This window comes from Gemmatimonas phototrophica, assembly GCF_000695095.2.
Classification (GTDB): Bacteria; Gemmatimonadota; Gemmatimonadetes; order Gemmatimonadales; family Gemmatimonadaceae; genus Gemmatimonas; species Gemmatimonas phototrophica.
Genome location: NZ_CP011454.1, coordinates 1,283,253 through 1,303,556, shown reverse-complemented (window position 1 = coordinate 1,303,556; position 20,304 = coordinate 1,283,253). Strand labels below are relative to the sequence as shown.

Sequence of the window (20,304 nt, the reverse complement as noted above, 5' to 3'; positions counted from 1 at the left end):
GACAGCGCGATGTCCACCAGCAACCATCAACGGGCCGTCAGCACCAGCACACTTTATTTGTGCGCCACTCCCGCTACTCCGATAATGGAGTGTCAAACCGCACTCTCAGGTCGTGCTCGCCTTACCGCACAGGTCCTTGAGCTCGAAATCAACGAACTTTCTTTCATCAATCGCCTTCGCAACGCTCGACCAAACTGGGCTACGCGTCAGAGCTTTGAGCCGGGCGGCCACTTTCGAGTGGACAGACTCCCCATCAAGTACCGCTAGATGAACGGCTGCCTTGGTTCATCTTTCTCCTACAACAAACTCACCGGATCCCGGTCCACCACGAGCCGGAGCTCGGAATCCTTGGGCACCGGGCAGCGCTCCGCCACATAGCGCGCCACGCGCGTCATGAGCTTGGGCTGTGAGCTCTTGAGCAGAAAGTGCCAGCGCCACCGGTCTTTGATGCGATCAATGGGGCACGGCGCCGGCCCCACGAGCACTAGATCGCGCAGCCCCTGACGCTTCATGAGCTGCGTGACCCACTCGGCGGCCTCCGTAGCCGCCGCCGCCGTGGCCCGCTGATGCACACCGCTCACAATTACGTTGGCAATGTGCACAAAGGGCGGATACGCCGGATGCCGGCGCGCCCCCAACTCCTCACGCACAAATCCCAGAAAGTCGTGCGTGAGCGCGTGCTGCACCGCATGCGCGTGCGGCATGCGTGTTTGCACCACCACGTCACCGCCCTTGGGGCCGCGACCGGCCCGCCCCGCCACCTGACTGAGCAGCTGAAACGTGCGCTCCGACGCACGAAAGTCCGGCAGGTTGAGCCCTGTGTCGGCATCGATGACGCCCACCAGCGTGACGTTGGGAAAGTCGAGCCCCTTGGCAATCATCTGCGTGCCCAGCAGAATGTCCACCTCACCGCGCCCTACCCGGTCGAGAATCTGCGTGTGCGCCCACTTACCGCTGGTGGTGTCCACGTCCATGCGCGCTATGCGCGCCTCGGGGAAGCGTTCGGCCACCAGCTTCTCCACCTGCTGCGTGCCCAGCCCGCGCCGCTGCAGCTTGTCGCTCGCACACTTGGGGCACACCGACGGCATGTCGTGCTGGTACTGGCAGTAGTGGCACACCAGCGCTTCGGGGACGCGATGATACGTAAGCGAGATGCTGCAGTGCGGACACACCTGCACATCCCCGCAGGCATGACACTGTACGTAGGCCGCAAAACCCCGCCGGTTGAGCAGCAACAGGCTCTGCTCGGCTCTATGCAACCGTGATTCAATGGCCGCCAGCAACGTGGGGCTGAAGACACTCAGCATGGGGTCGAACGGTGCATGCGGATTGCGCGCAGCGACCGCTTCTTTGGTGACCACGCGCATGTCCACCACCTGCACTGGCGGCAGCTGCGCTCCCCCCGCGCGGTCGGGGAGCGACAAGCGAATGGCCTGGCCGCGATCGGCCCGCTCCCAGCTTTCGAGACTTGGGGTAGCGCTGCCCAGCACCACCAGCGCCCCTTCGGCGCGGGCCCGCACAATGGCCGCCTCGCGCGCATGATAACGCGGGGTTTCCGACTGCTTGTAGCTGCTCTCGTGCTCTTCGTCTACAATCACCACGCCCACGCCCTCAAGCGGCGCAAAGAGCGCTGACCGCGCGCCTACGGCAATGCGACGCTCGCCGCGCCGCAGCGACTGCCACGCATCCAGCCGCTCGCCGTCACTGAGACCCGAATGCAACACCGCTACCGCGTCACCAAAGGCGCCACGAAAACGATCGACGGTTTGCGAGGTGAGCGCAATTTCGGGCACCAGCACAATGGCCGATCGTCCGGGCGTGCGCAGTACTTCGCGCAGCACCTCGATGTACACGAGTGTCTTGCCGCTGCCGGTAATGCCGTGCAGCAGAAACACCTGCCCTGGCTCACCACGCAGAATGGCGTCAATGACGTCGCGCTGCGCCGCCGACGGATTTGGCGGCGGCGCTACACCCGCACGCTCCGCGAACGGATCGCGCTGCATGACCTCGTCGCGCACCTCCACCAGCCCACGCTTGGCCATGGCCGTGAAGACACCGGCCGAACAGTTGGCCTGTACCCGCAGCGCTTCCAGCGGCGCCACCCCGCCCTGCGCTTCCAGCAGCTCAAATACCGCCCGCTGCTGCTTGGCCCGCGCAAAGGTTTGTTCGCGCTGCAGCAGCGAGGGCAGCTCGGTCACGATGCGCACGACCCGCTGCGTTTTCCCCGCTGGCGCCGGCGTATTGGCCTGCGTGAGCGGCGTGGGCAGCATGCTGCGCAACGTGAGCCCCAACGGCGCCGCGTACCAATCGCTGATCCAGCGTGCCGTATGCAACAGCGCCTCCGGCAACGACGGCACACTATCTACCACCGCCTTGATGGGCTTGAGGATCACCCCCTCGGGTGGCTCCGCCTCTCCCAGACAAATGCCGATGTCCGCCCGGTTGCGAAACGGCACCAGCACCCGCGACCCCGGCGCAATGGGCCACGCCACGCCCTCGGGCACGCTGTAGGTAAACGTGCGGAACAAGGGCACAGGCAGAGATACTTCGATACAACGCATCTGGGAAAGCTAAGGGATCGCGTCAGCGCACCGTCACCGCAGTTTAACGGCGTTACAGCGTTATGGGTTATGGGTTATCAGGTTACCGAGTTAACGCGGTAACCGCAGTACCCGCAGTTACTCGGTAACCCGATAACTCATAACCCATGACGCCGTTACAGCAGTTCCGCTGTTACTCGGTGACCTGATAACCCGTAACCCATAACGCCGTTACTGCCGTAAGGTGACGCCCAGTCCTGCGGTATCTCCCAGCACCACTCGCCCGTCCGGGATGCCTGGTCCTTCAAACGGATCATCGGAAAGCAACGCCGCTCCGTCCAGGTCTGCGTCGTCGAGCAGCGGTGAAAAGTGCGCGGCGGCGGCAATGCCGAGGGTGGTTTCCACCATGCAGCCGCACATCACGCGCAGGCCGTGGGCCCGGGCTACGGCAATCATGCGGAGCGCTTCGCGCAGGGAGCCACACTTGGCCAACTTGATGTTGATGCCGTCCACGTAGCCTTCGAGCTTGGGGATGTCGGCGGCCACGAGGCACGATTCATCCACGATAACCGGAATGTTGGCGCGATCACGCACGAACTTGATCCCTTCCAGATCTTCCGGCGGCAGCGGCTGCTCCAGCATGTCCACGCCCACGGCGTTGAGCGCATCCAGCATGCCGAGCGCCTGCTTGGCCGTCCAGGCGCAATTGGCGTCCACACGCAGGATGGCCTTGGGCGCTTCTTCACGGACAATGCGCAGCACGTCACGGTCCCAGTGCGAGCCCAGCTTGATCTTGAGAATGGGATAGTGCGCCGCTTCCTGCACGCGGGAGCGCAACGTGGCTTCGTCGGGGGCAATGCCAATGGTGAAGCTGGAAAGCGGCGCCGCCTTGGCATCGAGCCCCCACAGCTTCCATACAGGCACTCCAAGCCGCTTGCCCATGAGGTCGTGCAGCGCCGCACTCACGGCACAACGCGCCGACGCGTTCCAGCGCATCGCCTTCTCCAACTCACGCTCAATGGCGTCGATCGACCAGGCATCAGCGTGCTCCAGCACCGGCGCAAAGCGCTGCAGCGCCACCATGACCGTGTCCGCCGTTTCGCCGTAGAACTTGCTGGGCGAGGCTTCGCCCCACCCCTCCGCACCGTCGCTGTCGACCAGACGCACCCACACCACGCGGTACTCACTCTGCCCGCCGCGAGCGATAATGAACGGGTGCTTGGTGTGCACCGTGACGATTTCAGCGTGGAGTCGCATGGGGACAGGGAGCAGGTGGCAGGGAGCAGGTGGCAGGAACTCGGAGAACTAAAAAGGCGTGAGCCCTGAGGCACGGGCCGTGCGCGCAGTACGGAATTCGGCGCCGCCAAGGCTGGCCAGGAACTGCACCAGCGCGTCGGCCAATTCGAAGCCCCGATCGTAGCGATCGGCGGCCTGTTTGGCGAGACACTTCATCACGATGGTGCTGAGAGCCGCCGGTACCCGCGTGTCCACCTGGTCGGGGGCCACCGGTGCTTCGTGCACATGCTTGTAGCCCACCGCGTACGAGTCGTCGCCGTCAAAGGGCGGATGCCCCAGCAGCATTTCGTACAATAGCAGCCCCACGGCATAGAGGTCGCTGCGCCCGTCTACCAGGCGCCCCATGGCCTGTTCGGGGCTCATGTAGTGCGGCGTACCCATGGCCCGGCCGCTGGCCGTAAGGCGTCCGTGAAAACGGGCCGTGGCAATCCCGAAGTCGGTGAGCGCCACGTTACCGTCTTCGTCGAACAGAATGTTGTCCGGCTTGATGTCGCGGTGCACCACCCCGTGCCGGTGCGCGTAGTCGAGCGCAGTGGCCACCTGCGCCGCCACCGAGGCCGCCGTACCCGCTGACACGGTCTTGCGACGCGACAACAGATCGGCCAGCGACCCCCCCGCGTAGTACGGCATCGCGAGATATTCGAGGTCGCCCGCCGTGCCCATGTCGGCGATGGCACAGATGTACGGGTGCACCAGTCGCGACGCCGCTTCGGCCTCGCGACGGAAGCGTTCGCGCATCTCCGGCTCCAGCGCCAGCGTGCGGTGCAGCACCTTGATGACCAGCGGGCGCCCCAGCACCGCATGGCGCGCCAGATACACATGCGCCATGCCACCACTGCCCAGCCGCTTCACCACCGTGTAGCGATTGCCGGTGGCCTGCCGCAACTCCCGCAGTTCCTCATCGGGAATATCGATGGGCGGCGCCGAAACCTCGGGGAGCGGCACATTGCACCGGGTGCACCGGGGCGCCGCGGCTCGGTTCCAAGTCCCGCATTCAGGGCAGAACATCAGTCGGTGGGGAAAAGTGAAAGAAACCGCAGCACAGCTACAACAACCTCTGACGACGCAGCACGAACAACAGCAACCCGCCAAGCCCCAACTGGGCCAGCAATAACACCCAGAACCCATGGGGCCACTGCGACATGGGAATGTTACTGAAGTTCATCCCCCACATGCCGCTCACCACCACAAAGGGGAGCGACATGGTGGCCACTACACTCAACCCCTTGGTGGTCGCCCCCAGCCGGTTGGACACTTGCGACAGGTACGACTCCATCGTGCTGCTCAGCAGATCGCGGTACGTATCCAGTGCGTCGTTGATGCGCAGCACGTGATCGTAGATGTCGCGAAAATAAATCTGCACCTCCGGCGTAAGGAGCGTCGTGGGCCGGTTGGTCAGCACGTTCAGCACTTCACGTGACGGCTGCAGGTAGCGGCGCAACGACAGCACCAATCGCTTCACCTTGAACACATCACGCAACGCGTCCTGATCGAAGTCCACAAAGACGCGCTCTTCGAGCCCGTCAATGAACTCATCCACCTGATCGAGAATGGGAAAATACGCGTCGATCGTGGAGTCCAGCACCGTGTGCAGGACCCGCTCCACACCGCGCGTGAGGAGCTCCGGCGAGCGACGCAACCCGTCCGAGACCTGGTCAAGGACCGGCAGCGGACCGGCGTGCACGGTTACCAGATAATTCGGCCCCAGAAAGCAGTGCAGATCCTTGGTCTCGAGATCGTACGGATCCTCTGTGTCACCAGCGAGTGTTACCGCCCGCGTCACGATGTACAGAAAACCCGGGTACTCCTCGAGCTTCACCCGCGACAGGGGATTGAGCGTGTCTTCAATGGCCAGCGGGTGAAAGCCGAACACCTTTTCCAGCAGCGCGTGTTGTGACCGTATTGTACTGTCGATATCCACCCACAGCGGCCCACCTTCGGCAATGAGCGTGGGGACATCGCGTGGATGACAGTCCAGCACATCCACACCGGCCGGCGAACGATAGATGGTTCGCGGGGCCGGATCGGGGTGTCCGGGGACTGACGATGGGACAATACGGGTCATGGCGTGTTCAGAGCGTATTCATGGCGTGGCATGCTCCCTCAATGTGCGACCACTCGCCACGGCTACGCCAGCGCGCGCAGATGCACCAACACGGCCTTGGCGACTAATTCCGGAGCATAGCCGCCTTCCAGCGCACTCACCAACCGCCCGCCGCACCAGCGCTCGGCCCGCTCTACCATGGCTCTGGTCAGGGTGTGCACATCATCGAGCGTGAGGGTAAAGGCCCCCAATGGGTCCCCGTCCAGACAGTCAAAGCCGGCACTGATGAGCACCAGATCTGGAGTAAAGGCCTCGGCCGCGGCATCCACCGCCGCCAGCAACGCCTCCACGTACTGGACCGAGGGCAACGACGGCGGCATTGGAACGTTCCACACAGTGTCGTGCGGCCCCCGATCGTCGGTCGCTCCGGTGCCCGGGTACCACGGCCACTGATGCATGCTCACGAAGTGAATCCGTGGCTCGTGCTCCACCAGTGCCTGCGTTCCGTTGCCGTGGTGCACATCCCAATCCACCACCAGCACTCGCTCGCACCCATGCTTCGCAATGGCATAGTGCGCGGCAATGCCCACATTGCCAAAGAGACAGAAACCCATGGCCCGGTCGCGCAGTGCGTGATGTCCCGGTGGGCGCACGGCCGAGAAACTGCGCAGCGCCCGCCCGTCAAAGGCCATGTCCACACCATCCAGCACGCATCCCGCGCCTGCGGTGACCGCGTCCCACGACCCCTCGCTCACGACGGTGTCGGGATCGAGACGGCCACCCCCTTCTTCCACCAGCGTACGAACTCGGGTGATGTACGCCGGATCGTGCGCCAGCGCGAGCTCCTCCTCCGTGGCGTGTCGCCCCTCGACATGCTCCAGCGCCTCAAAGAGCGCCAGATCGTGCTTGAGGGCGCGCGGAATGGCCACCAGCCGACCCACATGTTCCGGGTGATCCCAGCCGGTGTCATGTCGCCCGCAATCAGGATGAGAAATGAGCGCGACCCGTGTTGCCATACAGGACACCGGCAATGCGAAAGGTGAATGGATTGTGTTGAAGACACGGCCAGCAGCAACGGCATCGACCACGACTTCAACAACAACAACAACAACAACAACAACATCAACAACAACATCAGCGCAATCCGCGAAGTCGCCGCGACGCCCACTCGACCAGCAGGGCGACCAGGGTGACCAGCAATAACACCGGTGCACGGAGCGGCAACGGCAGATCGCCGGGACGACGCTCCACCACCGTGGCTGGACGCGCTGCATCACCAGCCGTCGCCGCTCCCACCCGGGCCACCAAATCGGCGTACGGTGCCGCAGCGCCGGGGTATCCATCAAACGCGGCGATCGGTGTTGAGGGTGAGGGCACAGCCGCCGCTACGGCCGCGGTCCACCAGGCCCGATGGTCCCCCATCCCGTCGTCCGTCCCCTGCATACGCCACCGCCACGACTCACGATAGGGCATGGCCACAACGCGCCCAGCCCCCACCCGACGCGCCACCAACGCCGGCTCATCGTGCGCGTGATCACCGCGGTCCACCTGCAGCACCACGGCATCCGCCACAGGCTCAAGCTCCCACGCCTCCAATCCACGACGTGGCGTATCGGTGAGCAAGGCGCCGGCAATGGCACCGCGCACCGCCGTGGCCCGCGCCGGACGCCAGGCAGCGAGTGCCGGGATGCGCAGCGCATCCCCTCCCAGCACCACGCCACCACCACGCACCACAAAGTCACGAATGGCCGCGCCGTCCACACGCAGACTGTCGAGAATCAGCACCGCCGCATAGCGCGCCGTGTCGAGCCGTTGTGGTGCACCCAGCGTAGTGGCCCCACTGGGCGACACGCGAAACGTGCCATCTACCTGCCACCCCGCCTCCTCCAGTGCCGCCGCCACGAACTTGCTCTCCCACCCCGGATCGGCCAACAGCAACAGGCGACGCGTCACTCCCGACTCGGGGAGTGTCGCACGCACAACGCTGCGCCCCACAGTGGCCACCAGTGGTGGCGAGGCTGACTGCAGGCGCCAGCTCAACGTGGGGGCCGCCGCTACCGAATCCAGCACACCTCCGGCATCACGCAACACGACCGTGCCACCAGTCGGGGCGGACAGGCGGACATCCAACGGCGCCGATGGTGATGCTACCCGGGTCACCGACAGCGCGAGCCCTCGGGCTCTGGTGGAATCCGTCCAGCGAACGGGCACACCAGCATGGCGCAGCGACATCAAGCCGGCGCGCAGCGGCGGCCCGGGCACCGACGACAAGGGCAGCACCAGGGTATCAGTTGCCACACCACGACCGTCTGCTTCGCGATTGTGCGAGGCCATGGCGCTACGGCGCAGCAGCCATTCACGCACCTCATGCAACGCGCGCGCTCCGGTGTCGCTCAGCACACTATCAGAGATCTGCAGCACGGACGACTGCGCTGACGCACCTGCGCGTCCTCCTGCTCGCACCGCAATTGCCAGCGCCGCGAGCAGACAGAGCACCGCCACCGCGCGACAGGCGCGCTCGAAGAGCTGACGGTTCATCGGGTGAGCGCGTACACCACGAGATTCACCCCGAAGCGCGTATTGTCCACGGACAGAAAGCGCTTGTTGTCCGGATGAAAGCTCCACTCCGAGCTGTAGTCCTTGTTGGAGTAGAGCACCCGAATACGTCCGTTCTTCACCACCGCGTCCAGCTGTTCATGCACGAGATTGTCGCCCCAGCCGTTCATCTCATGCGATGTGGTGGGGGGGCCGTTCTCGAAAACGAAAAAGCAGCGATACAACTCGTGGCTATTGGGCAACGGCACCAATGGGCCGGCCACGCGCCTGATCTCTTCGCGCGCCGTCTTGTTGAACGCGCCATCCACATCGTGGTTGTGGTCATCAACAAACAGCAGCCCGCCACGATCGAGATAGCGCCGCAACACATCGGTTTCGCGCGTACTGAAGCGTACCGGCAAGTGTCCGGTGAGATAGAGCAGCGGATACCCGAACACCGCCTCCGACGAGAGCGGCACCATGACGCCCTGGGGGCGCACCTCCAACGACGTATACCGCGCCACCGAATCGATGATATTGGCCGGCACCAACGGTGCCGAGTCCCAGTCTCCTGAATCGTACTGCGCGGTTGCAAAGACAAACGGTGCCTTGGAGAACGCGGGCAATACGTCAGCAGAACGTGTCTCACTCATGGCACGGTCCCTCGCGACCACACACTCCCCGGCGTACGCACGACGTTCCCCAGCACGCGTCGAGCCTCCACAAAGGCTGCCGTGACATCGCCGCCTGCCGTAAGCGCGTCGAGCACGCGCGAAAGCGCCGACGCAAACGCCGGGGCATCGGCCAGCGCCTCGGCCCGCAACAGCGCCAGTGAGTCGCGCGCCGCGTTCACGTCACGGGTGGCCAGCTGCGCCACGCGCACCAGCCGCGCATCGCGGGCGGCCAGCCGTGATGGCAACGGCTCGCGAACCGAACGGCGGGTGACCTGCCCGGTATCCTTGCCGGCAAGGCGCACCTTGGCAATGTCCACAATCACCTGTGGTGGTTTGCCACGCAAATACAGCCGAGACGCCACGCGTGAGCGCTCAATGGCCTCAAGCGCGCGCTTCATGGGCGGGATGGCACCGTGCGGATCACCCTGTTCCAACGCGCGCCCGGCGTCCCACATGGCGTTGTACGCCTCCAACAGCGGCTGATTGATGGCAATAACGGGCGAATCATTGCCTTCTTCGAGCATGCCGGTGGTAGACGAGGTACTCATTGACAATTTGCCACCCTGCAGATCCACCCCGTGGTCGTGCCCATCCCCCGCCGAGTGCGCGTGCTCGGCGCTGGATTCACCACTCAACCGCTGAAACACCACATCGCCAACAGCGAGTCGCAAACGGGCCTGATCACGGGCCAGCTTGAGCGATTCGCGCAGGACCTCGGGACGCGCGAGCCGTCGCTGGGCCTTGTCCAGTTTTTCAGTAAGCAACAGCAGCATGCGCTGACTGAGCAGTGACTTGTCCACCTCCGGTGGTGGCGCCGGTTCCACCGCCACGGAGTCGTATTCCGTGGGGCGGGCAATGCGAAACGCCCGCGTTTCACTGCTCCCATACTCGCGCTGCGCACCGGGATGCGCATCGCGGGCAATCGCGCGCAGGTGCACAACATCACCGGGCAGCAACGACAGCGAGGCCAGATTGAGCGAACCGCGCAAAGTGGCGCGCGGCATCAGCGGTGACTTGCTCCACTGCATGGCGCCGAGCGTGACGGTGCGTACCGTGAAACGCTCGCCCTCACCGGAACTCACAATCAGTTCAAAATTGGCCCGCGCCAGACCGATGTCGTCGCGCAGCGTGGCCTGAAGTGGGATTACTCCCACGGGCTCCCGAAAGACACTGTCGCGCGCTGGCGCATCCAGAGTAACCGTCGGAACGGAGTCAGGACGTCCCTCAATCACCAGCAACCGCGTACGCCCGCCACGCGACAAGCGCAGGGTGAGTGGCGCGTCGGTGGCCTGTACACTGGTCTCCCAGCCGCCCTGCGATGACTTCACGGGTGGCGCCGTATCGGCCACCTGGGTGCTGTCGGTACCCACTTGCTGCAGGTTGGCCGTGGGCGCATCGCCACGGCCCTGCAAGAGAACGCGACTGCCACTCAATACCGCCACGCTGTTGATGTCGCCCAACGCAAGTGTGGGCAAACCCGTGTACGCCGGTGGTTGCACCCGTACCTGCCACGCGCCCAGCGCGGGCACCGTGGAGGACGCGCCGGCAAGGGTGGTGGCCGCAGTGCCACTGGCCTGCGTACCGGCTCCTGTGCGCGGCACCGGCAGAAACAGCCCAGAGACGAGCACCAGCGCAGTGAGCAGCGCAAACGCCGCGGGCCCGCGCCACGCGGCACGGCGCTGCGCCGCCACCGCCGCCGTAATGGGCGCCGCGTTGAGAGAGGCGGTCGCCGCACGCGACAGTGACTCCGGCACCTCCTGATGTGCAGCCAGCATTTCCACCGCGGTGGTGAGCGCAAAGTCGGGGCGCGTCCCTTGCTGCTCCTCAACCCACAGCGCCGATCGCACCAGATCGGGCGCCGCTTCGCGACGCCACCAGTACACGGCCACGGCGGCCGCACTGCCCACCAGCCACAGCGCGGGCCAACTACTCCACGCACCAGCGGGCAGTACCACGGTAAGCGCGCGCCCCACCACCACCACCACCAGCGCAACGCACAAACAGATCAGCAACAAGCGCCCACGACGGAGCACATGAAGGGCGCCACGCAGCTGTTCAATGCGTGACAGCAGCTCGTGCTGTGACGCTCCAGCGTGTGGACGTATGGCGGCACTCACGGTGCCACCTCCCCGCGACGCCACCACCATTCGGCGCCGAGCAGAAGCAATGCGGCCCCCAGCAATGCCGGTGTGAGCCACCACGGGTCACTCCCTATCGCACCGCCAGTCTGTACTCGAAAGGCAGACATGGACGCGGGACGCTCAGCGCCTGGCTGCGGCGTGTCACTCCCGCTGACAGGACCAGACGCAACAGTAGCTCCGGCGGCGTTGATGGAATCCGCTCGACTTCCGCCGCACGGCGCAATCAGTGCCTCCCGCAGCCCGCGAGCAGTGGCCGACTGCAGCAAGTCACTCCCCGGCGGTATGACAATGGCCACTTCCCGCACACACGTGCTGCCGCGGCGCTTCTCAACCGCCGCAATCTCACCGTCGCTCCACCAGGCCAGCGTGCGCGTGTCCACACTGGTATCTAGTTCGGTCCGCAGCGAATCACTCACCATCGCCCGCCGCTCCCACGGCCCCACCATCACCAGGCCACCACTCACCAGCGCGCCCACCGTGTCCGGCTTCTTCAGCGCACGCCATCCGGCCGGCGATCCCTCGCGCGGCCACGTCACGGTCGTCACCGACGTCCACGCACGCGATGTGTCTTCGTTGTCATCACCAGCGACTCCGTTTTCCTCGCGCTCAACCAGCACCGCGCGCCGTGTCGGGATAGCGGGGCTCGTCGCGGTCATTCCTGCTGTTCTACCTGCCGTCGCGTCAGCAAACGCGGCCGCCACCGCATCGTCATTCACACGCCCCACACGCACCTGCACCACGGGCACGCTGCGGTCCACCATGGCATCCACACCACTACGCGCCGCCGCGGTGGTCACTCGCAAGGCACCGGGCCACTGCGTACGCCATGCGTCAAAACCTGCGTGCGACGTGGCGCCGGGTGGCACGATCACGGTGAGCTCCACCTGAGACAGTGCCCGGTGCTGGGACGCCAGCTGTGTCGCCCAACGCGTGGCCGCGACCAACGCCACGCCGGGATCGCGCGATACACCGGCAGCATAGGCCACGCGGACCATGACGTCATCAGCGCGTAATGCCTGCTCCACGGAATCACGCCATGCCACCGTATCCGGCGTCGCCGCATCGGCGATCACCAGACGCAGGGTGGAGGCCCGAGATGAATGCCATTGTGCACCCGCCAGTGCCGCGCCCGCGCAGAGCAACGCGGCGACCCGCAACAGCAGCAGGCGCACATCATTGGGGCGCGGCTGCCGCGCCACCGCACGCGCGTCGCCGCCGGGTACGAAGCGCGCGGTGGGTAGCACCAGCTCAGGTGGCGTACGCACCGACAACAGGTGCAGCCCCGCCACCACGGCGGCAGCGGCCACACTCACCGCAAACAACCAGGGAAGCGCGAACGACAGCACGTCAGCTCCCGCGGGCCGATGGTAACACTGGTGCAGCCACACCGATCACCACGGCGCGTACGGCCTTCGGTGCATCGGTGGAGGTCAACACTTCGGTGTACCCCGCCCCGGCACTGCGCCACCGCTGAGCCATCTCAGAGCGGAACAGATCGAACTGCTCGCGATAGCTGAGCCGACCTGCCGGTGCCAGCACGCGCGCATCGTCCGCCCGCTCCGGATCGCGCGCCAGGTGCGTTCCCCCTGGGGGCGCGAGCTCTTCGTCGGCCACCACGTGCACGCACTCCACCAGCGCCCCCGCCACTCCGTGCGCGGCAGCCACTTTGAGGCACGCATCCACGTCGCCCAGGCAATCGGTGAGTAGCACAATGCGCGCGTTGGTAGGCAGCGGAGACAACGCCAATGCCAGTGGCGCGGCCCCTCCACACGTCACGCCGTCCAGGACCCGCGCCAGCTCCTGCACGGTACCGCGCCGCGTCCGGGGAGGAACCCGTGTCACACCACCCGCGTGCACCACCACAATACCCACCGGGTCGGCCGACGCGTGCGCCACCGCCGCCAAACCCACGGCGAGGTATTTGGCCTGCGTGAACTTGCTCCGCCCACGCCCTGCCCCCTCCGCCGGAAACGCCATGCTGGCGCTGGCGTCCACCACAATCCACGTGGCCAGCAAGGCGCGGTCATCACTCAAACGCACAAAGGCGCGATCGCTGCGCGCCAGTAGCTTCCAGTCCAGCGCGCGCGGATCGTCGCCCTGGCGATATAACCGGTATTCGGTGAATTCGCCCGCCGTCCCTTTTTGCGTCGACCGATGCGTCCCCGCAGGGGCCGCACCAACCGCGCGGCGTGCCGGCCATCGCACACCACGCAGTGCATCCAGCATCGGTCCGTACGCCGACATCAGTCCGTCGCCTCGGCGAATTGCGCGCGCGTCGTCAGGCGGACGCCGCGCTCGACGGAGCGGGCACGTGCGCGAGCAGCGCCTCAATAATGGGCTCGGCCGATACGCCGTCCGCTTCTGCCGCAAAGTTGGGCAGGATGCGATGCCGCAGCACGGGCATGGCCACACGCTGAATGTCGGCCGGAGAGACCGCGGCCCGTCCGGCCAGCAACGCCGACGCCTTGGCGCCCAGAATGAGCGCCTGCCCCGCACGTGGACCGGCCCCCCAGCGGACGTACTGCTTCACCAATCCGGGGCCTGTTCCTTCCTGCGGCCGCGTGGCGCGCACCAGACGGGCCGCGTACTGCAATAGCAAATCACTGCACGGCAACGCCCGCACCGCCTGCTGCAGCGCCAACGCATCGTCGGCGGTAAACACCGCTTCAATGCGAGCCCCACGCGCGCCGGTGGTGGCACGAAGGATCGACACCTCGTCGGCCTCGGTGGGATACCCCACGCGAATATCGAACAGGAAGCGATCCAGCTGCGCTTCGGGCAGCGGATACGTGCCTTCCTGTTCAATGGGATTTTGCGTGGCCAGCACAAAGAATGGTTCGGGCAGACGCATGGTCTGGCCAGCGGCTGTCACGCAATGTTCCTGCATGGCTTCCAGCAGGGCGGCCTGCGTACGTGGCGGTGCCCGGTTGATTTCGTCGGCCAGCACGATGTTGGCAAACACCGGCCCGCGCACAAAACGAAACGCCCGTTGGCCACCGCCGCTTTCCTCAAGAATTTCCGTCCCCGTGATGTCACTGGGCACCAGGTCCGGCGTGAACTGAATGCGCCGAAACTCCAGTTGCATGGCATCAGCCAGCGACTTGATCATGAGCGTCTTGGCCAGCCCCGGCACACCCACCAAGAGCGCGTGCCCACCGGCGACGAGTGCCATGAGAATTTCGTCCACCACGGCATCCTGCCCCACCACCCGCTTGCCGATTTCGGTGCGCAGCCGGCGCACCGCCTCAATCAGCGACTCCACACTACGGGCCGGGGCGCCCGCCGCTTCCGGCGACATATGGGTCACTTGAGTGGACGACGACGCCGTGAGGTGAGAAAGAGCGTGGAGGCATCCAGAGCGCCCGCGACTTTCAGCGTCACTCCTTCATTGGCAACCTCGGCGCCATGCAACTTCACCATCCACGCGTCAGGCTCAGTAATGTCCGGCAGCAGGTTGGCCATGGCCACCTGCTTCACATCACGTATCGTGCTGTTTTCAGTGCATTCCACACGCACCGCATCCCAGGCTTCGGCCGCCTGCACGCGCACCACCCAAGGCGTGGTCACGTTGGCGGGCGCCACACGGAGGACTTCCGGGCGGACCCGCAGGGAATTCACAAAATGCCCGGCGCTGTTGGTCTGGCTCATGAGTCGGTTTACGGCGTGATCGTCGAGGGCGTTTCGCCGGCGGCAGCGTCGTCCGGCACATCCGGAGTGACCACCTCGGGCGGCGCCGGCGGCAGCGATTCGAGAAACCGCGCCACCTGCTGATCGAAGAGGTAGCTCGACCCGGTCACGGCAGTACCGGCCGGTGTTTCACGCGCGCCAATCACGATTTCCTCACCACCCTGACCGCGCAGAGCGACGTGGGTGGCACTTTGCTTCTCCACAAACGCCGCATAAATGCCACTGCGTTGCGTGAAGAACTGCGCTGCCGCGGATAACACCTCGGCGACCGAAAGGGCCGTCAGGGTGTCCTGCAGTTGACGCCGGGACTGCTGATGCGAAGCCTGCATGAAGTCTCTGCTGTTCTGTGAACGTGATCAGTACCTGTACCGCATGAATGCTGGACGTCGCGTCCGTTACGCGTGATCCACATCCACCGGAAAAACCAGCAACAATTCGCGCGGGGAGACCGCCGGCTCCACCAGCTCAACGCGCAGTTCGCCGCCGAGCCGACTGGCCAGCGCCCGGGCGAGCGGCAAATCCATGGCGGTCACCGATCGACGGGCCTCCGCGTACGGATCGCGCGCTTCCCAGCGGAGAGCCTCAGGGACTACCCGAAGTATACGCGGCGCGGCGGTCGGGAGTTGGTCCGGGAGTTGGTCAAACATCTCCCGTCCCTCCCATGCCACCTGAACGGCCAGAAACCCCCGCCCCAGGCGAATGCCGGCCCGCACCGTCCCCCCATCCACCGCCGCGCCCGCCACCCCGAGTCCCAGAACCAACTCCAGCGTACGCAGCAACCAGTGCGGGTCCGCGCGCATGGTTGGGAGCAGCACCGTGGGTTCATCCACCTGCACGGGGACCATGGGTGCTCGCGTCCGCCAGCGCTGGATCGCCTGCTGCAATACGTCGCGTGGATCCACATCGGCGGGCTTGAGCACGAACGCCGGCTGGGTGGCCTCGACATACTCATGTGCGGCAACAGCCAAGGCATGCACCGCCTGCAAGCGTTGTTCGGGCACACGTGAATCGTCAGCACCGGTCAACCCCAGCAAGGCATCCACCACCAGCGTGTCCGAGGCATCCCGGGCACGCTGGGCTGCCGCCCACGATTGCGCCTGCTGTTCCAGTTCCGCGTTCGCCTCGGCCAGAGCGGCATTCACCCGTCGGAGCGCCTCCGTCCGCCGCGATTTGTCGGTCGCTGCCGCCAGCTGATCCGCCACCAGTCGCACCAACGCGCGCTGCTCATCGGTAACCGTGGTGGCATCCGCGAAGTAGAACGCCACAGCACCAATAGGGCCATCGGCGGTTTCCAGCGGCGCCGCCATGATGGAGCGGAACCCCAACTCTCGGGCCACTTCGTGCCATCCGTCGAGCGAGGGATCTTCGAACAGATCCACCACTTCCACCAGACGGCGTTCGGCCACCGCCACCCCGCTCGGGCCATCGCCCACCCGCACCCGCAGCGCGCCTATCCAGGAGCGGTACGGTGCCGGCCATTCATGTTGGGCCACGGGGCGCAACAACTCGCCATCGGCGCCCAGTTGCATGACCAGCGAAAACGACGCGCCCAGCAACGGCGTGACCCGATCGAGCGCAAACTGCTGCACATCGCCCGGATGCTCGGCCAGCAAAAAAGCATGGGCAATCTCGCGGATGGCGACCAGTTCGCGCGCGTCACTCATACCAGCCGCTCAGAAACTGTCGCGCGGACGCTTGGGCGACAGCGGCCGGACTTCCAGCCGATGCACCAGCATGTGCGGCGGTGCCGTGACGGCAAAGGCCACCGCGTCCGCAATATTCTCCGGCTCGAGCATCCAGGCGGTGTTGGTCCCTTCCGGGAACAGTTCGGTGGCCACCGATCCCGGCGTGATGACCGAGACACCCACCCCGGCGTCGCGCACTTCCAGCATCAGCGATTCGGCAAAACCCATGACGAAGTGCTTGGTGCCCGAGTAGCACGAACCACCCACAAAGGTGTTGCGGCCGGCGGTGCTGCCGATGATGCACACATGCCCGCGTCCGCGCTGTACCATGCCGGGGAGCACCGCTCTTGTTACATGGTAAAGGGCGTTGACGTTCACGTTTACCTGCCGGTTCCATTCTTCGGCGGTCATGTCAAGGAAGGGCTTGAGCACGGCCACCCCGGCGTTGTTCACCAGCACGTCCACATGCATGCCGGTCAGCGCCTTGGCCGTGGCCAGCCCATCCTGCACGTCCACCGGAATGGTCTGCACCGAGGCACCGGCCGCCGTGCACGAGTCCGCCGTATCGGACAGCTTGGCTTCGTCGCGCCCTACAATCACCAGATCATGGGACTCGGCCAGACGCAGCGAAATGGCGCGGCCAATGCCACGCGAAGCCCCGGTAACCAGCGCCACCGTGCGGATGTCAGCTTTTGTGCTCATATCAAACAATGTAGACCACCGGCGGACGACTTTCACCCTTGAAAGGCATCAGACTGATACACGACCGTGACAGAACTGTGAGCAGGCGGTCACGGGAACCACTGAGCTTGCACACCGTTACCATCAGTGCCGAGTCTGTCTCCCTCCTGCCACACATATGTCACGTTTCTGTTTGCCATCAGTCGCGCTTGGCGCGGCTCTCCTGCTGCTACCAGCGGCTACGGCGCAGGCCCAAGGTACCCTTGCTGGTACCGTGGTTGACTCCGCAAGCGGCCTCTCACTCACCGGCGCCAGTATCTCTATTGCGTCAATCAGCCGCACCGTGCAGACCGATCGGTCCGGTCGTTTCATCGTGCCCGCTGTGGCGGCCGGTGAGTATGCCTTGACGGCCCGGTATCTGGGCTACACCGCTGCTACCCTTCGCGTCCGTGTGGAAAACGGGAAGACAGCGACCGCGAACTTCAAGTTGTCAGCGGCCAAAACCCAACTCGGTGAAGTGGTGGTAGTGGCCACCCGTACTGGCCAGGCGGCGGCGCTGAACCAGCAGAAAGCAGCCACAACGGTTGGCAATGTGATCGCGGCGGATCAGATCGGACGCTTTCCAGATGCCAACCTTGGCGATGCGTTGAAGCGCATCCCGGGCGTTACGGTGGCCCTTGACCAGGGTGAAGCGCGCTTCGGCTCCATCCGCGGAACCGAACCAAGATTCAACTCTGTGCTGGTCAATGGCGAGCGTGTTCCGTCAGCGGAGGCCGAGGTGCGTGAAGTGCAGCTCGACCTGGTACCGGCGGACATGGTCCAGGCCGTTGAGGTGAGCAAGACACTCACTCCCGATATGGACGCCGACGCTATCGGCGGCGCCGTAAACGTGGTCACCCGTGCTGCGCCGGCCGGATTCCGCCTGTCTACCACGGTTGGCTCCGGTTACAACTTCATCCGTGAAAAGCCGGTCGTGGTTGGTGGAGTCGTTGCGGGCAATCGTTTCTTTGACAACCGCCTCGGCGTGATTGGTAGCGCCTCGTATTTTGACCAGCAGTTCGGGTCGGACAATAAAGAAGGCACGTGGGACAGAACGAGCACTGGTTCCCCCTACATGAACCAGTTTGACCTTCGCCGCTACGATGTTCAGCGTACCCGTCGGTCCGCGTCCTTGGGACTCGACTACAAGTTCAACGAAGCGAACACCATCATGTGGCGGTCGCTGTACAACAGCCGCGATGACTGGGAGAATCGGTTCCGCGCGCGCTACATCCTGGGCGCACCGAATGCGAGCGGCATTCAGAACACGGAAATCCGCCGGCAGACCAAGGGCGGTGGACCAGACCCTCGCGTCAAAGCAACGCGACTCGAAGACCAGCGCATGTGGAGCAGCCAACTGTCGGGTGAGCACCTGATTGCCAACAAGGCAACGTTGACGTGGTCCGGCAGCATGGCGGCAGCCTCGGAAACGCGGCCGGACGAGCGCTACATTGACTGGCGCTCGCGCAATGTGAGCATCCAGCCCAACTACACCGACCAGCAGAACCCGCAGTTCAGCGCCACGAATCCAGCGCAGGTTGCGCCGACCGCATTCACCTTCCGTCGTATTGAGCAGCTGGAAAGCTTCACGGAAGACCGGGACATGAACGGCCGTATCGACCTGCTGCTCCCGTTGCGTGAAGGGGAAAAGGCTTCGCGCCTCAAGTTCGGAGCACGGTACCGCGGCAAGGAAAAGCTGCGCGATAACAGCTACAACTTCGCCACACCGGTAACGGGAAGTGCATTTGCGAACTTGGGGTTGACTGGTTCGGGCGACTACACGGTCGACAATAATCTGGCTGGCAATTACGCCTACGGTACGTTCTCAACGCCGGAGTATCTGTCGAAGTTGGATCTCTTCAACAGCAGCCAGTTCCGTCTGGCCGATCAGCCCGGTGAGTACGCCGCCGGCAACTTCGACGCCGAAGAGCGCGTCACGGGCGGGTATGGCATGCTGGAACAGCTGTTTGGCAATGGCCTCAGCCTTATTGCCGGCGTGCGCGTTGAGAACACGAACATCGACTACCGTGGCTTTCAGTACAATGTTGACAACGACGCGGTATCTCCGACGACCGGAAGCCAGACCTACACCGATGTCTTGCCCAGCGTGAATGTTCGCTGGGAGCAGTCCCGCAACACGGTATTCCGTGCCGCCTGGACCAACACCTTGGCGCGCCCGAACTACTTCGATCTGGTGCCGTATCGCGAGATCAGCCTCGAAGACAACGAGCTCGCCACTGGCAATCCGAACCTCAAGCCCACGCGTGCCATGAATTTTGATTTCATGGCCGAGCGCTACTTCGAAAACGTCGGCTTGCTGTCGGCTGGTGTCTTTCACAAGCGCATTACCGATTTCATCTTCAATTTCACGCAGTTCCAAGCGCGTGACGCCGTGACCGGCCAGACCTTCTCGCAGATCAGCACGCCGCGGAACGGTCCGGAAGCCACGTTGACTGGTATCGAAGTGGCCGCGCAGCGCCAGCTCGATTTCCTTCCGGGAATTCTCCGCTACCTTGGCGTGTATGCGAACTACACGTTCAACGAGTCGGAAGTGAGCGGCCTCGATATCGAAGGTCGCGAGAATGAAAAGCTGCCGTTGCTCGGCACGGCGAAGCACAGCGGAAACCTCTCGCTCTCGTTCGACTCGAAGCGGTTCACGGCACGCGTGGCCATGAACTACCAGAGCGAGTCGCTGGACGCTGGCGAGGGTGGCTACAACGAAGATGCGTTCTTCGATCGCTGGGCTGACCGTCGTACCGACATCGACGCGAACGCGACGTTCCAGATCACCAGCAAGAGCCGCTTCTTCCTTGACGCCAACAATCTGAACAACCGTCCGCTCCGCTACTTCCAGGGAAATCGCGGTCGTCTCATGCAGGATGAGTTCTACGGACGTCGCATTCAGACCGGCTTCAAGTTCGACTTCTGATGACACGCCACAGCACATCATTCATGTGCGGACTGCCACGAGTGCTTACAGCA

General features: G+C 64.6%; 16 protein-coding genes. 1 reads left to right on the top strand and 15 read right to left on the bottom strand.

All coding sequences use genetic code 11. The features are described 5' to 3' along the window. Positions 1–296: 296 nt before the first annotated feature. From priA to GEMMAAP_RS05390, 15 genes are all read right to left on the bottom strand, one after another. Positions 297–2,561: a replication restart helicase PriA gene (priA, locus tag GEMMAAP_RS05460; RefSeq protein ID WP_026849914.1), complete on the bottom strand. Its 2,265-nt coding sequence runs from the start codon at positions 2,559–2,561 to the stop codon at positions 297–299. Positions 2,562–2,771: 210 nt separating this feature from the next. Beyond that, entirely contained in the window at positions 2,772–3,797 is a 1,026-nt protein-coding gene (locus GEMMAAP_RS05455) for a dipeptide epimerase (RefSeq protein WP_026849915.1), read from the bottom strand. A gap of 48 nt (positions 3,798–3,845) precedes the next feature. Beyond that, on the bottom strand, positions 3,846–4,781 hold the full coding sequence (locus GEMMAAP_RS05450; protein WP_075071437.1) for a serine/threonine-protein kinase: 936 nt from the start codon (positions 4,779–4,781) through the stop codon (positions 3,846–3,848). A gap of 100 nt (positions 4,782–4,881) precedes the next feature. Further along, positions 4,882–5,901: a magnesium transporter CorA family protein gene (locus tag GEMMAAP_RS05445; protein ID WP_026849916.1), complete on the bottom strand. Its 1,020-nt coding sequence runs from the start codon at positions 5,899–5,901 to the stop codon at positions 4,882–4,884. A gap of 62 nt (positions 5,902–5,963) precedes the next feature. Then, on the bottom strand, positions 5,964–6,896 hold the full coding sequence (locus tag GEMMAAP_RS05440) for a histone deacetylase family protein (RefSeq protein WP_026849917.1): 933 nt from the start codon (positions 6,894–6,896) through the stop codon (positions 5,964–5,966). A 118-nt stretch (positions 6,897–7,014) separates the two neighbouring features. Then, positions 7,015–8,418, bottom strand: a complete 1,404-nt coding sequence (locus tag GEMMAAP_RS20275; RefSeq protein ID WP_026849918.1) for a hypothetical protein — start codon at positions 8,416–8,418, stop codon at positions 7,015–7,017. Then, complete coding sequence (locus tag GEMMAAP_RS05430) at positions 8,415–9,068, bottom strand: DUF4159 domain-containing protein (protein ID WP_082821083.1); 654 nt, start codon at positions 9,066–9,068, stop codon at positions 8,415–8,417. Before GEMMAAP_RS05430 ends, GEMMAAP_RS20275 begins: the two co-directional genes overlap by 4 nt. Continuing rightward, positions 9,065–11,206, bottom strand: a complete 2,142-nt coding sequence (locus GEMMAAP_RS05425; protein WP_158514745.1) for a DUF4175 family protein — start codon at positions 11,204–11,206, stop codon at positions 9,065–9,067. The genes GEMMAAP_RS05430 and GEMMAAP_RS05425 overlap by 4 nt, the downstream gene beginning before the upstream one ends. Next, positions 11,203–12,576: a hypothetical protein gene (locus GEMMAAP_RS05420; RefSeq protein ID WP_026849921.1), complete on the bottom strand. Its 1,374-nt coding sequence runs from the start codon at positions 12,574–12,576 to the stop codon at positions 11,203–11,205. Before GEMMAAP_RS05420 ends, GEMMAAP_RS05425 begins: the two co-directional genes overlap by 4 nt. A 1-nt stretch (position 12,577) precedes the next feature. After that, the gene (locus GEMMAAP_RS05415) at positions 12,578–13,474 is read right to left on the bottom strand and encodes a DUF58 domain-containing protein (protein WP_026849922.1); all 897 of its coding nucleotides are present in this window, start codon (positions 13,472–13,474) and stop codon (positions 12,578–12,580) included. A 34-nt stretch (positions 13,475–13,508) separates the two neighbouring features. Next, a complete protein-coding gene (locus GEMMAAP_RS05410; protein WP_053334233.1) occupies positions 13,509–14,528 on the bottom strand; it encodes an AAA family ATPase in 1,020 nt (339 codons plus the stop codon). Positions 14,529–14,533: 5 nt separating this feature from the next. Next, positions 14,534–14,878 (bottom strand): hypothetical protein, encoded by a 345-nt coding sequence (locus GEMMAAP_RS20505; protein WP_026849924.1) that lies wholly within the window; start codon positions 14,876–14,878, stop codon positions 14,534–14,536. Between the two features lie 8 nt (positions 14,879–14,886). Further along, positions 14,887–15,246: a hypothetical protein gene (locus tag GEMMAAP_RS05400; RefSeq protein WP_026849925.1), complete on the bottom strand. Its 360-nt coding sequence runs from the start codon at positions 15,244–15,246 to the stop codon at positions 14,887–14,889. A gap of 66 nt (positions 15,247–15,312) precedes the next feature. Further along, complete coding sequence (locus GEMMAAP_RS21050; protein ID WP_026849926.1) at positions 15,313–16,581, bottom strand: GAF domain-containing protein; 1,269 nt, start codon at positions 16,579–16,581, stop codon at positions 15,313–15,315. Between the two features lie 9 nt (positions 16,582–16,590). Beyond that, on the bottom strand, positions 16,591–17,304 hold the full coding sequence (locus GEMMAAP_RS05390; protein ID WP_053334234.1) for an SDR family oxidoreductase: 714 nt from the start codon (positions 17,302–17,304) through the stop codon (positions 16,591–16,593). Between the two features lie 157 nt (positions 17,305–17,461). Here GEMMAAP_RS05390 and GEMMAAP_RS05385 point away from each other — a divergent pair, with 157 nt between their 5' ends. Continuing rightward, entirely contained in the window at positions 17,462–20,251 is a 2,790-nt protein-coding gene (locus GEMMAAP_RS05385) for a TonB-dependent receptor (protein ID WP_026849927.1), read from the top strand. Positions 20,252–20,304: the final 53 nt, after the last annotated feature.

Coding starts and splice junctions, on each gene's coding strand:
- priA (WP_026849914.1), bottom strand. CDS start 2,561: ATGCGTTGTATCGAAGTATCTCTGCCTGTGCCCTTGTTCCGCACGTTT.
- GEMMAAP_RS05455 (WP_026849915.1), bottom strand. CDS start 3,797: ATGCGACTCCACGCTGAAATCGTCACGGTGCACACCAAGCACCCGTTC.
- GEMMAAP_RS05445 (WP_026849916.1), bottom strand. CDS start 5,901: ATGACCCGTATTGTCCCATCGTCAGTCCCCGGACACCCCGATCCGGCC.
- GEMMAAP_RS05440 (WP_026849917.1), bottom strand. CDS start 6,896: ATGGCAACACGGGTCGCGCTCATTTCTCATCCTGATTGCGGGCGACAT.
- GEMMAAP_RS20275 (WP_026849918.1), bottom strand. CDS start 8,418: ATGAACCGTCAGCTCTTCGAGCGCGCCTGTCGCGCGGTGGCGGTGCTC.
- GEMMAAP_RS05430 (WP_082821083.1), bottom strand. CDS start 9,068: ATGAGTGAGACACGTTCTGCTGACGTATTGCCCGCGTTCTCCAAGGCA.
- GEMMAAP_RS05415 (WP_026849922.1), bottom strand. CDS start 13,474: ATGTCGGCGTACGGACCGATGCTGGATGCACTGCGTGGTGTGCGATGG.
- GEMMAAP_RS05410 (WP_053334233.1), bottom strand. CDS start 14,528: ATGTCGCCGGAAGCGGCGGGCGCCCCGGCCCGTAGTGTGGAGTCGCTG.
- GEMMAAP_RS20505 (WP_026849924.1), bottom strand. CDS start 14,878: ATGAGCCAGACCAACAGCGCCGGGCATTTTGTGAATTCCCTGCGGGTC.
- GEMMAAP_RS05400 (WP_026849925.1), bottom strand. CDS start 15,246: ATGCAGGCTTCGCATCAGCAGTCCCGGCGTCAACTGCAGGACACCCTG.
- GEMMAAP_RS21050 (WP_026849926.1), bottom strand. CDS start 16,581: ATGAGTGACGCGCGCGAACTGGTCGCCATCCGCGAGATTGCCCATGCT.
- GEMMAAP_RS05390 (WP_053334234.1), bottom strand. CDS start 17,304: ATGAGCACAAAAGCTGACATCCGCACGGTGGCGCTGGTTACCGGGGCT.
- GEMMAAP_RS05385 (WP_026849927.1), top strand. CDS start 17,462: ATGTCACGTTTCTGTTTGCCATCAGTCGCGCTTGGCGCGGCTCTCCTG.